Annotated in this window: 12 protein-coding genes; 5 read left to right on the top strand and 7 right to left on the bottom strand. The window is 70.4% G+C overall.

From position 1 onward, the window contains the following. Nucleotides 1–69: 69 nt before the first annotated feature. Both E0H26_RS05625 and E0H26_RS05620 read right to left on the bottom strand, forming a co-directional pair. A complete protein-coding gene (locus E0H26_RS05625) occupies nt 70–1,131 on the bottom strand; it encodes an aspartate-semialdehyde dehydrogenase (RefSeq protein WP_131301577.1) in 1,062 nt (353 codons plus the stop codon). A 5-nt stretch (nt 1,132–1,136) separates the two neighbouring features. Further along, the gene (locus E0H26_RS05620) at nt 1,137–2,402 is read right to left on the bottom strand and encodes an aspartate kinase (protein WP_131301575.1); all 1,266 of its coding nucleotides are present in this window, start codon (nt 2,400–2,402) and stop codon (nt 1,137–1,139) included. 223 nt (nt 2,403–2,625) lie between these two features. Between E0H26_RS05620 and E0H26_RS29525 the strand changes: the two genes are divergently transcribed. The 3 genes from E0H26_RS29525 to leuA all read left to right on the top strand — a co-directional run bounded on the left by E0H26_RS29525 (nt 2,626) and on the right by leuA (nt 6,063). Beyond that, nucleotides 2,626–3,435 carry a hypothetical protein gene (locus tag E0H26_RS29525; RefSeq protein WP_240742026.1) on the top strand — a complete coding sequence of 270 codons (810 nt, stop codon included), beginning with the start codon at nt 2,626–2,628 and terminating at the stop codon, nt 3,433–3,435. Nucleotides 3,436–3,518: 83 nt separating this feature from the next. After that, nucleotides 3,519–4,067, top strand: a complete 549-nt coding sequence (locus tag E0H26_RS05610) for a nitroreductase family protein (RefSeq protein WP_131301572.1) — start codon at nt 3,519–3,521, stop codon at nt 4,065–4,067. Between the two features lie 217 nt (nt 4,068–4,284). After that, nucleotides 4,285–6,063: a 2-isopropylmalate synthase gene (gene leuA / locus E0H26_RS05605; RefSeq protein WP_206024897.1), complete on the top strand. Its 1,779-nt coding sequence runs from the start codon at nt 4,285–4,287 to the stop codon at nt 6,061–6,063. 186 nt (nt 6,064–6,249) lie between these two features. On the opposite strand, the gene E0H26_RS05600 is transcribed toward leuA, so the two are convergent. Beyond that, nucleotides 6,250–7,689, bottom strand: coding sequence for an MFS transporter (locus E0H26_RS05600; RefSeq protein WP_131301564.1), 1,440 nt, complete (start codon nt 7,687–7,689; stop codon nt 6,250–6,252). Nucleotides 7,690–7,797: 108 nt separating this feature from the next. Between E0H26_RS05600 and E0H26_RS05595 the strand changes: the two genes are divergently transcribed. Together E0H26_RS05595 and E0H26_RS05590 are read left to right on the top strand one after the other, a co-directional pair. Continuing rightward, nucleotides 7,798–8,460 carry an HNH endonuclease family protein gene (locus E0H26_RS05595; protein WP_131301561.1) on the top strand — a complete coding sequence of 221 codons (663 nt, stop codon included), beginning with the start codon at nt 7,798–7,800 and terminating at the stop codon, nt 8,458–8,460. Further along, nucleotides 8,442–8,888, top strand: a complete 447-nt coding sequence (locus tag E0H26_RS05590; RefSeq protein ID WP_131301559.1) for a hypothetical protein — start codon at nt 8,442–8,444, stop codon at nt 8,886–8,888. The genes E0H26_RS05595 and E0H26_RS05590 overlap by 19 nt, the downstream gene beginning before the upstream one ends. A 106-nt stretch (nt 8,889–8,994) precedes the next feature. Here the strand turns inward: E0H26_RS05590 and E0H26_RS05585 are convergent, their stop codons facing one another. The 4 genes from E0H26_RS05585 to E0H26_RS05570 are packed head-to-tail and all read right to left on the bottom strand — an operon-like array spanning nt 8,995 to nt 13,161. Further along, nucleotides 8,995–10,098 carry an ABC transporter ATP-binding protein gene (locus E0H26_RS05585; RefSeq protein ID WP_131301556.1) on the bottom strand — a complete coding sequence of 368 codons (1,104 nt, stop codon included), beginning with the start codon at nt 10,096–10,098 and terminating at the stop codon, nt 8,995–8,997. Continuing rightward, a complete protein-coding gene (locus tag E0H26_RS05580) occupies nt 10,095–11,195 on the bottom strand; it encodes an ABC transporter ATP-binding protein (protein ID WP_131301553.1) in 1,101 nt (366 codons plus the stop codon). The genes E0H26_RS05585 and E0H26_RS05580 overlap by 4 nt, the downstream gene beginning before the upstream one ends. 8 nt (nt 11,196–11,203) lie before the next feature. Then, entirely contained in the window at nt 11,204–12,160 is a 957-nt protein-coding gene (locus E0H26_RS05575; protein ID WP_131301550.1) for an ABC transporter permease, read from the bottom strand. Further along, on the bottom strand, nt 12,157–13,161 hold the full coding sequence (locus tag E0H26_RS05570; protein ID WP_131301547.1) for an ABC transporter permease: 1,005 nt from the start codon (nt 13,159–13,161) through the stop codon (nt 12,157–12,159). Before E0H26_RS05570 ends, E0H26_RS05575 begins: the two co-directional genes overlap by 4 nt. Between the last annotated feature and the right edge of the window lie 34 nt (nt 13,162–13,195).

The following is a 13,195-nucleotide window of genomic DNA, read 5'->3' as shown; positions in this document are numbered from 1 at the left end:
TCTGTCTCGCGGATCTTGGTACGAGAGGGCCCCAATGGGGGCGGTTTCGTACCAAGATCCGCGAGACACCTAGGAGCGGAGGAGGTCAGTCGCCAGGAGTTCGGCGATCTGGGCGGTGTTGAGGGCGGCGCCCTTGCGGAGGTTGTCGCCGGTCACGAAGAAGTCGAGGGCACGGGGGTCGTCGAGGGCCCGGCGGATCCGGCCGACCCAGGAGGGGTCGGTGCCGACGGCATCGATCGGCATCGGAAACTCCCCGGCAGCCGGGTCGTCGACCACGATCACCCCGGGCGCGTTGCGCAGCACCGCACGGGCGCCGTCGGTGTCGATCTCGGTGCCGAAGACGGCGTGCACCGCCACCGAGTGGCCGGTCACCACCGGGACCCGTACGCAGGTGGCGGAGACCTTCAGGTCGGGCATCCCGAGGATCTTGCGCGACTCGTTGCGCAGCTTCATCTCCTCGGACGACCAGCCGGCGTCCACCAGCGAGCCGGCCCACGGCACCACGTTGAGCGCCAGGGGCGCGGGGAACGGGCCGAGGTCGTCGCCGACCGCCTGACGCACGTCGCCGGTGCGTGAGCCGAGCAGCCGGTCGCCGGCCACCTTGGTCAGTTGGTCGTGCAGGGTGTCCGCACCGGCCTGACCGGCCCCGGAAACCGCCTGGTACGAGGCGAGCACCAGCTCACGCAGCCCGTACTCGCGGTGCAGCGGAGCGATCGCGATGATCATCGCAAGGGTGGTGCAGTTGGCGTTGGCGACGATGCCGCGCGGCCGGTTACCCAGTTGCTCGGGGTTGATCTCCGGTACGACCAGTGGGACGTCCTGATCCATCCGGAAGGCGCCGGAGTTGTCCACCACGACCGCGCCGCGGCGTACGGCGATCGGCGCCCAGTGTGCGGAGACCTCGTCCGGTACGTCGAACATCGCGACGTCCACGCCGTCGAACGCCTCCTCGGTCAGCGCCTGGACGGTCAACTCCTCGCCCCGGCACCGCACCTTCCGCCCGACCGACCGCTCGGAGGCCAGCAGGCGGATCTCGCCCCAGACATTGCGGCGCCCGGTGAGCAGTTCACACATCACCGTGCCGACGGCGCCCGTCGCCCCGACCACGGCCAGGGTGGGCAGCCGGGCCACGCGCGCTACCGTCCCGTCCCCGCGTACACCACGGCCTCGGTGTCGCCGCCGAGGTCGAAGGCCTCGTGGATGGCGCGGACCGCGGCGTCCAGGTCGGTGTCCCGGCAGACCACGGATACCCGGATCTCCGAAGTGGAGATCATCTCGATGTTCACGCCGGCCTGGCCCAGCGCGGCGAAGAAGCCGGCGGCGACGCCGGGGTGCGAGCGCATGCCGGCACCGATCAGGGACACCTTGCCGACGTGGTCGTCGTAGAGCAGGCCCTTGAAGTTGACCGCCTCCTGGATCTTGCTCAGGGCGGCCATCGCGGTGGGGCCGTCGGCCTTGGGCAGGGTGAAGGAGATGTCGGTGCGGCCGGTGCCCTCGGTGGAGACGTTCTGCACGATCATGTCGATGTTGATCTCGGCACCGGCGACGGTGTCGAAGATCCGTGCCGCGGCACCCGGCTCGTCGGGCACCCCGACGATCGTGATCTTGGCCTCGCTGCGGTCGTGGGCCACCCCGGTGATCAGTGCCTGCTCCACTGAAAGCTCCTCCATCGATCCGGTGACCATGGTGCCGGTGTTGGTCGAGTATGACGAACGGACGTGGATCGGCAGTTGCGCCCGGCGGGCGTACTCCACGCTGCGCAGGTGCAGAACCTTCGCGCCGCAGGCCGCCAGCTCCAGCATCTCCTCGTAGGTGATCTGCTTGATGTGCCGGGCGTTCGGCACGATCCGCGGGTCGGCGGTGAAGACGCCGTCCACGTCGGTGTAGATCTCACAGACGTCGGCGTGCAGCGCGGCGGCCAGCGCCACCGCCGTGGTGTCCGAGCCGCCGCGCCCCAGCGTGGTGACGTCCTTGGTGTCCTGGGAGACGCCCTGGAACCCGGCGACGATCACCACGGCACCCTCGTCCAGCGCGCCCTTGAGCCGCCCCGGGGTGACGTCGATGATGCGGGCCCGGCCATGCACCGAAGTGGTGATCACGCCCGCCTGGGATCCGGTGAACGATCGGGCTTCGTACCCCAGGTTGTGGATGGCCATGGCGAGCAGCGCCATGGAGATCCGCTCCCCGGCGGTGAGCAACATGTCCAGTTCGCGGCCGGGTGGCAGCGGGCTGACCTGGTTGGCCAGGTCGAGCAGTTCGTCGGTGGTGTCGCCCATCGCGGAGACCACGACGACCACGTCATCGCCGGCCTTGCGGGCCGCGACGATCCGCTCGGCCACCCGCTTGATCCGCTCGGCGTTGGCGACGGAGGATCCGCCGTACTTCTGCACCACGAGTGCCACGACGGCGCACTCCCTCCCGGTTGCCCTGAGCATGCCGACGCCGCCGGCACCGAGGCCGGCGGCGCGGGTCGGACGGACTCAGGGTATCGGTCCCCTCTGACCGCCGGGTCAGGTGATCCCACGATCCGGCCCGGGTACGCACCCGAGGTGGCGCGCGACACGCCGGAAACGGGTGTCCGCCCGGGGGTGTCCGCACAACGCCCACAACGCCGAGAATGGCCGGGTGTACGCCCACCGTCCGGCCCGACGCCGGTTCGCCCCGCTCGCGCTTGCCCTGCCCGTTCTGTTCGCCGGCTGCTCGGCCGACCCGCCCGCCGACCCGGCGCCGCCGACATCGGCGCCTCGACCGGTGGGGATGGACGCCGCTCGCGACGAGCTGGCCGCGCTCGCGGCCGCCGCCCAGGACCGGCACCTGGTCGCCCGCTACACCCTGCGGGTCGACGGGGTTGCCGATCGGCTGATCCTGGTGACCAGCGCGAACGACGGCAGTTGGCGGGTGGACATACCCGGCGGCGCACTCGGTGGCACCGCCGACGTCTCGCTCGCGGCGACGAGCGAGGGGCTGTTCCAGTGCGCACTCCCCACGCCGACCCGGCCGGAGCCGGCCAGCTGCGTGCGCCTCGGCGAACGGGACGACACGCTGCCGCGCCGACTCGACCCCCGGGTGCAGCACCCGTTCACGGACTGGCTCGACGTCCTGACCGACCGACGCGCCCCGCTCTCCGTCTCGCCGGCCATGGCGCCTGCCGGGGCCACCGGCTCCTGCTATTCGGTGGAGACCACCGCCGCGTCGATCAACCCGCCGCTGGATGTCGGCATCTACTGCTTCGACGCCGATGGCACCCTGACCGCGGTACGCGCGGCGTTCGGCACGCTGACGCTGGCCGTGCCGCCCGAGCCGGCCCCGGCCTCGGTGCAGCTGGCCGGGCCGGTGGTGGAGGGCGAACCGCTGGGCGTGGCGGCGCCGGTCGTCGACCCGACCGCACCGGCCGGCACCGACGTACCCGAACCCGAGGTCACCGGAACGCCCTGAGCCCATATCCGTTACGGGTGCTTTTCCCCACATTCGTCCATCCGACCGGTTAGGCCAAATCCCCCATACAGGACACTGTTCGCATGACCGACCTCACCCCGCTGCTCGCCTTTCGATGGAGCCCTCGGGCCTTCGACCCGCAGGCCGAAGTGACCCCGGCCGAGATAGCGACGCTGCTGGAGGCGGCCCGCTGGGCGCCCTCGATCGGCAACGGGCAGCCGTGGCGGTTCGCGGTCGGACATCGCGACCACGACACCTTCAAACGGATCCTGGTCAACCTGCCCCCCGCCGAGCAACGCTGGGCGGGGCGGGCCAGCCTCCTGGTGCTCGTCGCGCATCCCCGCGCCGGCCACCCGATGGCCGCGTACGACCTGGGTCAGGCAGTGGCCCATCTCACCGTGCAGGCCACCGCGCTCGGCCTGCACGTACGCCAGGTCACCGACCTCGATCGCGCCGGCCTGGCCGCCGACCTCGACCTGGCCGCCGACCTGCGACCGTACGTGGTGGTCGCGATCGGGCAGTTGGGCGATCCACTGAGCCTGCCGGCCGATCTGGTGACCCGCGAAACCACCCTGCGTCATCGGCGACCCCTCAGCGAAATCGTCCTGAGCTGCGGAGATGCGCCCCTGTGAACGGCGGGCACGAAATCCGTCCCATATTGCGGACGAACCTTCCCACCCCCGCCTCCATCACGTAGGGTGACTCTGTCATGTGGCAGGCGCACCTCCTCCTTGGTCGCCGCGACGAGGCCTGACGGCCGGCACCTCGTCGCGGAGTCGAACCGCGCCGCCAGCACTGTCCCGGATCCTTCCGCTCGGCACCCTTGCCGACAGCCACTGCTGACGTCACATGACCCAGGAGAACTCCGCCATGGCTCACCCAGCCAGCATCACCGACGTTGAGTCCGATTCCATCGCCCGGCAGCGTGCCAGCCGGATGCCGTACCGCCGCTACCAGCCGTACCAGCAGCAGTTCCGGATCGACCTGCCGGACCGCACCTGGCCCACCCGGCACGTCGAGGCCGCCCCCCGCTGGTGCGCGGTCGACCTGCGCGACGGCAACCAGGCGCTGATCGACCCGATGTCCCCCGAGCGCAAGCGCCGGATGTTCCAGCTGCTGGTCCAGATGGGCTACAAGGAGATCGAGGTCGGCTTCCCGTCGGCCAGCCAGACCGACTACGACTTCGTCCGGCAACTCATCGACCAGGACCTGATTCCCGAGGACGTCACGATCCAGGTGCTGACCCAGTGCCGGGAGCACCTGATCGACCGGACGTTCGAGTCGCTGCGCGGGGCGCGGCGGGCGATCGTGCACTTCTACAACTCCACCTCCACGTTGCAGCGTCGGGTGGTGTTCGGGCTGGACCGCGACGGCATCGCCGACATCGCCACCACCGGCGCCCGGCTCTGCAAGAAGTACGCCGAGATCCACACCCCGGACACCGACATCCACTACGAGTACTCGCCCGAGTCGTACACCGGCACGGAGCTGGAGTACGCGCTGGAGGTCTGCGCGAAGGTCATCGAGGTGATCGACCCGACGCCGGACCGCAAGCTGATCATCAACCTGCCGGCCACCGTCGAGATGGCCATGCCCAACGTGTACGCCGACTCGATCGAGTGGATGCACCGGCACCTGCCCCGCCGGGACAGCCTGGTGCTCAGCCTGCACCCACACAACGACCGGGGTACCGGGGTGGCCGCCGCCGAACTGGGCCTGCTGGCCGGCGCCGACCGGATCGAGGGCTGCCTGTTCGGCAACGGCGAGCGCACCGGCAACGTCGACCTGGTCACGCTGGGGCTGAACCTCTTCTCCCAGGGCATCGACCCGATGATCGACTTCTCTGACATCGACGAGATCAAGCGGGCTGTCGAGTACTGCAACCAGCTGCCCGTGCACGAGCGCCACCCGTACGCCGGTGACCTGGTCTACACCGCCTTCTCCGGCTCCCACCAGGACGCCATCAACAAGGGCTTCGCCGCGCTGAACGCCGACGCGACGGCGGCCGGCGTACCCGTCGACGACTTCACCTGGGCGGTGCCCTACCTGCCGATCGACCCGAAGGACCTGGGCCGCAGCTACGAGGCGGTGATCCGGGTCAACTCGCAGTCCGGCAAGGGCGGCGTCGCGTACATCATGAAGACCGAGCACCAGCTCGACCTGCCCCGCCGGCTCCAGATCGAGTTCTCGGGCGTGGTGCAGCAGGTCACCGACCACGACGGTGGCGAGGTCGACCCGGCCACCATGTGGCAGATCTTCGCCGGGCAGTACCTGCTGGACCACCAGAGCGACCCGATGGTGACCCTGACCGAGTACACCATCGGCACCACCGACGGCAAGGTCGAGATCATCGCGCAGGTCGACGTCGCCGGGAAGCCGCGGGCGCTCACCGCGATCGGCAACGGCCCGATCGACGCGTACGTCAACGCGCTCGGCTCGGCCAACGTGGCGGTACGCGTGCTCGACTACCACGAGCACGCGCTCTCCTCGGGTGGCGACGCGCAGGCCGCCGCGTACGTGGAGTGCGAGGTGGACGGCCGGACGGTCTGGGGCGTCGGGATGGACGCCAACATCGTCACCGCCTCCATCAAGGCCGTCACCAGCGCCATCAACCGCGCCCACCGCTGAGCGGAGCGGTGCAAGGAAGGGCACCTTGTTAACGCCTGGTGCATAGAAGGGAACCCTTCTCACCTCGCGCGCAGCACACCGTTGCGGCAGACCGGCACCGCCCACCTGCGGGGGCGCCGGTCTGCCCCGGCCCGCTGTTAACAAGGGGCCCTTCCTATACAGAAGGCGTTAACAAGGGCCCCCTCCTTACGACTTGCCCTGTGGACGACGGACGAGCAGCGCGGCGATGACCGCGCCGGCCAGCAGCAGCCCGGAGCACCAGAGCAGCGCGCCCCGGTAGGCGGCGGTCAGTGGGGCGTGCTGCTCGTACCCGCTGCCGGAGAGCCCGACCAGCAGCGGCAGGGCGGCGACCGCGAGCAGGCCACCCACCCGGGAGGCGGCGTTGTTGAAGCCGCTGGCCACCCCGGCGAACCGGTCACCGACCGCGGCCAGCACGGAGGCGGTCAGCGGCGCCACCACCATGGTCAACCCGACTCCGAACAGCGCCACCCCGGGCAGTACCTGCCGCCAGTACGACGCACCCGGGCCGACCTCGCGGAGCAGCAGCAGACCCACGGCGGCCAGCACCGGCCCGACGGTCAGCAGCAGCCGTGGCCCGATCTTTGCCGACAAGGCACCCGCCACGGGTGAACCGACCAGCAGCAGCAGGGTCATCGGCAGCAGCGCCAGCCCGGTCACCAGCGCCGACCAGCCGACCACGTTCTGCAGGTAGACGGCGAAGAAGAAGGTGAACCCGCCGAGGGCGGCGTAGACCAGCACGGTGAAGACGTTCAGCACCGAGAACAGTCGGCTGCCGAACAACCCGGTGGGCAACATCGCCGTCTCGCCGCGCCGGCGCTCCACCAGGACGAACACCACCGCGGCGAGCACCGCGACCAAAGCTGCCCCGGCCACCGCCGGGGAACGCAGGCCCCGACCCGGCGCGTCGACCAGGGCGTACGTGACACCGGCCAGCGCGAGCGCACCCAGCAGCGCACCGGCGACGTCGAACCGCCGGGCCTGCCGGCCCGATCCCCGGGTACGGGAGGCGCTCTCGTCCCGGCTCTCCGGTACCCAACGCAGCGTGGCCAGCACCACGAGCACGGCCAGCGGCACGTTCAGGAAGAAGATCCACCGCCAGGAGAGGGCGTCGATCAGCCAGCCGCCGAGGAACGGGCCGAGCGCCGTGGAGACGCCGGACAGTCCGGACCACGCCCCGATCGCCTTCGCCCGGTCGTCCGGATGGAAGCTGGCTTGCAGCAGCGACAGCGAACCCGGGGTCAGCAGGGCCCCGCCCGCGCCCTGGAGAAAGCGCGCGGCCACCAGCCAGTCGGTCCGCAGCGCCAGTCCGCAGAGCACCGAGGCGACGGTGAACCACACCACGCCGACCAGGAAGACCCGGCGCCGGCCGAACCGGTCGCCGAGTGCCCCGCCGAGCAGGACGAACGCGGCGAGCGTCAGCAGATAGCCATTGACCGTCCACTGTAGGCCGGCGACCGACGCGCCGAGTTCGGCGCCGAGCCGGGGCAGCGCCACGTTGACCACGGTGGTGTCCAGGAAGACCATGCCGGATGCGAGTACGGCGGCGGCGAGGGTGCCCCGGCCGGCTGCCGTGCTCATCCGGAGGGCGGGTGCGGGTTCGGGCATGCTTACCAATGTGCCGTGCACCATCTGCCAGACACTACGAAACGCCGAAACCCCGCCCGGGTACTGTGCGGGATCGCCGAAAGCCCGCAAGCTGGAGAGGTGTCGTCTGTGCGTACCAGATCAGGACCGCGCGCCCTGGGAGCGCTCGCGCTCGTCGCGGCGCTGACCCTCGGCGCGGCCGGTTGCGTCCCGCTCGACGAGGAGCCGGGCGCGTCGCCGAGCAGCGACGGTGGCACCGCCACCCAGATGCTCTCCCAGCTCACCGTCGCCGAGGCCAACCCGATGCGCGGCTACAGCCGTAGCAAGTTCCCCCACTGGCGCAAGACCGGCCAGAACTGCGACGTCCGCGACACCGTGTTGGAGCGCGACGGCAAGGACATCGAGCGCTCCGGCTGCAACGTGGTCGGTGGTCGGTGGGAGAGTGTGTACGACGGCCGCACCTTCACCGATCCGTCCCAGGTGGACATCGACCACATGGTGCCGTTGGCCAATGCCTGGCGCTCGGGCGCCGACGAGTGGGACAACGCGAAGCGGGGCGACTTCGCCAACGACCTCGACCGGCCGCAGCTCTTTGCGGTTTCCGCCTCCTCCAACCGGGCAAAGGGTGACCAGGATCCGTCCCAGTGGAAACCGCCGAGCCAGTCGTACTGGTGCCAATACGCTGGCGATTGGGTGGCGGTCAAGCATCACTGGCAGCTGACGGTGACCAGTGCCGAGAAGGCCGCACTGGCCGACATGTTGGAGGGCTGCACATGGGAGAGCAAGCCGTAACCGGAGCTGACGGCAGCCCGGCGCCCGAGGGGGCACCGGACGCCGGCGGAGAGGACGCGGCGGCGACGACCGGCAGCCCTGGCCCGACCACGGCCGGGATGACCGCCGACGGCGCCGCCGCTGGCGAGGTCGAGGTGCCGAGCGCCGGGATGATCGCCGACGCCGGGGGTGCGACCGGCCCGCAGAGCCACACCACGGACATCGTGCCCGGACCGGGCGGGGTGATGACCGACGAGGTCGGCGTGGTCACCGGGGAGCTGACCCTGCGCACCGAATTCGCCGACGGCCAGGTCACGCTGCATGTTCAGTACAAGGACGCGGACGAGTGGTACGTGGTCACCGGCGGCAAGGCTCCGCTGCCCGACGCCACCGGGCTGGACGCGGTGCACAGCATCGCGGTCGGCCTGCTGAACCGCCCGGAGGGCTGAGGCAAGCTCGGCCCGGCCGGCTCGGCTGAGGCAAGCTCGGCCCGGCCGGCCCGGCTGTTAAAAGGGGCCCCTTCCTATACCTGAGGCGTTAGGAAGGGGCCCTTCCTTACACGAAGGAGCCGGGTTCGCTGGGGGCGGAGACCACGCCGGGCTCCTCGCCCTCGCCCTCCGGCCGGACGATCTCCGCGCTCACCTTGTGCGGGCGCAGCTCACCGGTGGCGATCTGCTCCGCGAAGTGGCAGGCCACCCGGCTGCCGCCGATCTCCCGCAGCGCCGGCCGCTCGTCCGCGCAGCGGGTCGGCTGCGCCCACGGGCACCGGGTGTGGAAGCGGCAACCGGCCGGCGGGTTGGCCGGCGAGGGCAGGTCACCGGCGAGCAGGATCCGCTCCCGGCGGTCCTCGACGTCCGGGTCCGGCACCGGCACCGCCGACATCAACGCCCGGGTGTACGGGTGCAGCGGCTCGGTGTAGAGCCGGTCGCTGGGCGCTTCCTCGACCAGCGCGCCCAGGTACATCACGCCGACCGTGTCTGAGATGTGCCGGACCACCGCCAGATCGTGCGCGATCACCAGGTAGGTCAGGCCGAGGCTGTCCTGGAGGTCGTCGAGCAGGTTGACCACCTGGGCCTGGATCGACACGTCCAGCGCGGAGACCGGCTCGTCGGCCACGATCAGCTCCGGGCCCAGCACCAGCGCGCGGGCGATGCCGATGCGCTGCCGCTGGCCGCCGGAGAACTCGTGCGGGTAGCGGGACAACGCCCAGCGGGGCAGACCCACCTTGTCCAGCGTCTCCGAAATGATCTTCCGGCGGCCTTCGCGGTTGCCACCGATGCCGTGGGCCTGCAAGCCCTCGGTCAGGATCGACTCCACGTTCTGCCGGGGGTCGAGGCTGGACATCGGGTCCTGGAAGATCATCTGCATCCGCTTGCGCATGGCGCGCAGCTTGCCCGGCGCGAGTGTGGTCAGCTCGACCCCGTCGAAGCTCACCTCCCCGGCGGTGGGCGGGGTGAGCTGGAGCAGCGCCCGCCCGAGGGTGGACTTGCCGCAGCCCGACTCGCCGACCAGGCCGTACGTCTTGCCGCGCGGGATGCTCAGGTCCACGCCGTCGACCGCCTTGACGTGGCCGACCGTCCGGTCGAACAGCACCCCCCGCTTGATCGGGAAGTGCACCTTCAGGTCCCGTACCTGGACGAGGACGTCACTGTCGCTCATGGCTTCTCCTCCTCGCGCGGCGCGGGCACCGGGCCGGCGGCCGGGGCGGGCGGCTCGTCCGCGACCGGCACGTCGGCGGCACCGGCCACGGTCACCGGCGCCGCCTCGGCCGGCGTCAGCCCCGGCACCGGGGCCGGGTTGACGCATCGGTAGCTGCGGCCGTCGTGGGCGAGCACCAGTTCCGGCGGCTGGCCGACGCAGGCGTCCACCCGGCGGGTGCAGCGCGGTGCGAAGGCGCAGCCGTCCGCCCAGGGAAGCAGATCCCGTACCGAGCCGGGAATGGGGTTGAGCTTCTCGCCACGCCCGGCGTCCAGGCGGGGCACCGAGCCGAGCAACCCCACGGTGTACGGGTGCCGGGGCTCGCGGAACAGCGGGCGCCGCCGGGCGGTCTCGACCACCCGGCCGCCGTACAGCACGTTGATGGTGTCGCACATGCCGGCCACCACGCCGAGGTCGTGCGTGATCATCACCAGCGCGGTGCCGGAGTCGCGGACCAGGTCCTTGAGCAGTTCCAGGATCTGCGCCTGGATGGTGACGTCCAGGGCCGTGGTCGGCTCGTCGGCGATCAGCAGGCGAGGCTGGCAGGCCACCGCCATGGCGATCAGGGCACGTTGCCGCATCCCGCCGGAGAGCTGGTGCGGGTACTCCTTCAGCCGCCGCTTCGGGTCCGGAATACCGACCCGGTCCAGCAGCTGGGCGGCTTCCTTCGCCGCCGCGTCGCCCTTCATCCCCCGGTGCCGAGTCAGCACCTCGGTCACCTGAAGGCCGATCGGGATGACCGGATTGAGCGACGACAGCGGATCCTGGAAGATCATCGCGATGTCCCGGCCCCGGATGTCCCGCCGCGACCGGTCGTCGAGCTGGAGCAGATCGGTCCCGTCGAACACCGCCTTGCCGCCCACCCGCAGGCCGGGCTGCTTGGGCAACAGTCCCATGATCGCCAGCGAGGTCACCGACTTGCCGCAGCCGGACTCGCCGACCAGGCCGACCACCTCACCGGCGTCGACCGAGAAGGAGACTCCGTCGACGGCGTGCACGGCACGCTGGTTACGCCGGGCGAAGGTGACGGAAAGGTCGTCCACTTCGAGTAGTGCCATGGAGAAACCTACTTCCGCAGCTTCGGGTCTAGGGCCTCACGCATCGCCTCACCGAGCAGGGTGAATCCCAGCGCGGTGATGATGATGCCGAGTGCGGGCAGGATCGCGAGTCGCGGTGCGATGTCGATGTAGCGCTGCGCGTCGGCGAGCATCATGCCCCACTCGGGGATGGCCGCGTCGTTGTTGCCCAGGCCGAGGAAGGAGAGCGCGGCGGCCTCGATGATCGCCGTGGCCAGCGTGAGGGTGGCCTGCACGATCACCGGGGCCAGCGAGTTCGGAATCACGTGGGACAGCGCGATCTTCGGCTTCCGTACGCCGAGCGAGGTCGCGGCCAGGACGTAGTCGCTGTTGGACTGCGCGATCATCGATCCGCGCAGCAGCCGCGCGAAGACCGGCACCGAGACCGCACCCACCGCGATCATGACCGTGGTGAGACCGGCACCCAGGATCGCGGCGATGCTGATCGCCAGCAGCAGGCTCGGCATGGCCAGCAGCATGTCGATGAAACGCATCAGGACGTTGTCGACGGCACGGCCCCAGCGGCCACCGAGGCCGGCGGCGGCACCGGCGATCCCGCCGATCAGCGAGCCCACGGCCAGACCGATCATCGTCGCGACCACGCCGACCAGAAGGGTCTGCCGGGCTCCGACGATCATCCGGCTGAACTGGTCGCGGCCGATGTGGTCGACGCCGAACCAGTTCTCGGCACGTACGCCCGGAAGGAAGCCGACCCGGATCTCGTCCTTCCAGTGTTGGGCCTCGGGTGCGTACGGGACCAGGAACGGGCCGACCACCGAGACGATGACGAACAGGCCCAGGATCACCGCGCCGACCATCGCGGCCGGGTTGCGGCGCAGTCGACGGAACGCCTCCTGCCAGAGGCTGACGCCGCGCTCGTCGTCCCGCGCGGCCAGCTCGGCGAGCCGGTCGATCTTCTCCTTCTTCTTGCGGCTGATGATCGTCATCGGACCCTCACCCTCGGGTCGATCAGGCTGTAGGAGAGGTCCACGATGAGGTTCACCAGCACGTACACCACCGCGATGATCATGATGAAGCCCATCAGCACCGGGTAGTCGCGCTGGCTGATCGCCTCCGCGACGAACGCCCCGATACCGCTGAAGGCGAAGACGGTCTCGGTGAGCACCGCGCCGGAGAGCAGACCACCGGTGAGCAGGCCGACCGAGGTGACCACCGGCAGCAGCGAGTTGCGCAGCACGTGCCGGCGGCGGACCACGTTCTCGGTCAGGCCCTTGGCCTCGGCGGTGCGTACGAAGTCCTCGTTGAGCACTTCCAGCACGCTGGCCCGGGTGATCCGGACGATGATCGCCAGCGGGATGCTGGCCAACGCGATGCCCGGCAGGACCAGATGCCAGAGCGCGTCGGCGGCGGCGTCCCACTCCCGGGTCATCAGCCCGTCGAGGACGAAGAAATTGGTGATCCGGGTGGCGCCGAGAGTCGGATCCTGCCGGCCGCTGGACGGAAACCAGCCCAGGTTCTCGGAGAAGATCGCCTTGAGGATGTACGCCAGGAAGAAGACCGGGATGCAGATGCCGATCAGCGAGCCGCCGACCGAGAGGTGATCCAGCAGCCGGCCGCGACGGCGGGCGGCGAGGTAGCCCAGCGGGATGCCGATGCCGATCGCGATCACCATCGCGGTGATGGTCAGCTCGACGGTGCCGGGGAAGCGCTGGAGGAACTCGGTGGTCACTTCGCGCTTGGTCGAGATCGAGGTGCCCAGGTCGAGTCGGATCATCCGCCGGACGAACCGGCCGTACTGGATCATGATCGGCTCGTCGAGGCCGAGGTTGTGGCGGATGGCGGCGCGCATCTCGGGCGTACCCCGCTCGCCGAGGATGGCGGTCTCGGGGCCGCCGGGCAGTCGCCGGAGCCAGATGAACAGCAGTATGGAGAGCCCGAACAGCGTGGGTATCAACTGGAGCAGGCGTCTGACGATGAACCGGATCACGGCGGCCTCGGAGGATGAGCAGGGGATCGCGGGC

Origin of the sequence: Micromonospora zingiberis (assembly GCF_004331455.1) — a bacterium.
Taxonomy (GTDB): domain Bacteria; phylum Actinomycetota; class Actinomycetes; order Mycobacteriales; family Micromonosporaceae; genus Micromonospora; species Micromonospora zingiberis.
This window is presented reverse-complemented; position numbering and strand designations above follow the sequence as displayed.

Excerpts from the sequence above, each read along its gene's own strand:
- E0H26_RS05610 (WP_131301572.1), top strand. The coding sequence starts at position 3,519 with ATGACCGACCTCACCCCGCTGCTCGCCTTTCGATGGAGCCCTCGGGCC.
- leuA (WP_206024897.1), top strand. The coding sequence starts at position 4,285 with ATGACCCAGGAGAACTCCGCCATGGCTCACCCAGCCAGCATCACCGAC.
- E0H26_RS05600 (WP_131301564.1), bottom strand. The coding sequence starts at position 7,689 with ATGCCCGAACCCGCACCCGCCCTCCGGATGAGCACGGCAGCCGGCCGG.
- E0H26_RS05590 (WP_131301559.1), top strand. The coding sequence starts at position 8,442 with ATGGGAGAGCAAGCCGTAACCGGAGCTGACGGCAGCCCGGCGCCCGAG.
- E0H26_RS05585 (WP_131301556.1), bottom strand. The coding sequence starts at position 10,098 with ATGAGCGACAGTGACGTCCTCGTCCAGGTACGGGACCTGAAGGTGCAC.
- E0H26_RS05580 (WP_131301553.1), bottom strand. The coding sequence starts at position 11,195 with ATGGCACTACTCGAAGTGGACGACCTTTCCGTCACCTTCGCCCGGCGT.
- E0H26_RS05575 (WP_131301550.1), bottom strand. The coding sequence starts at position 12,160 with ATGACGATCATCAGCCGCAAGAAGAAGGAGAAGATCGACCGGCTCGCC.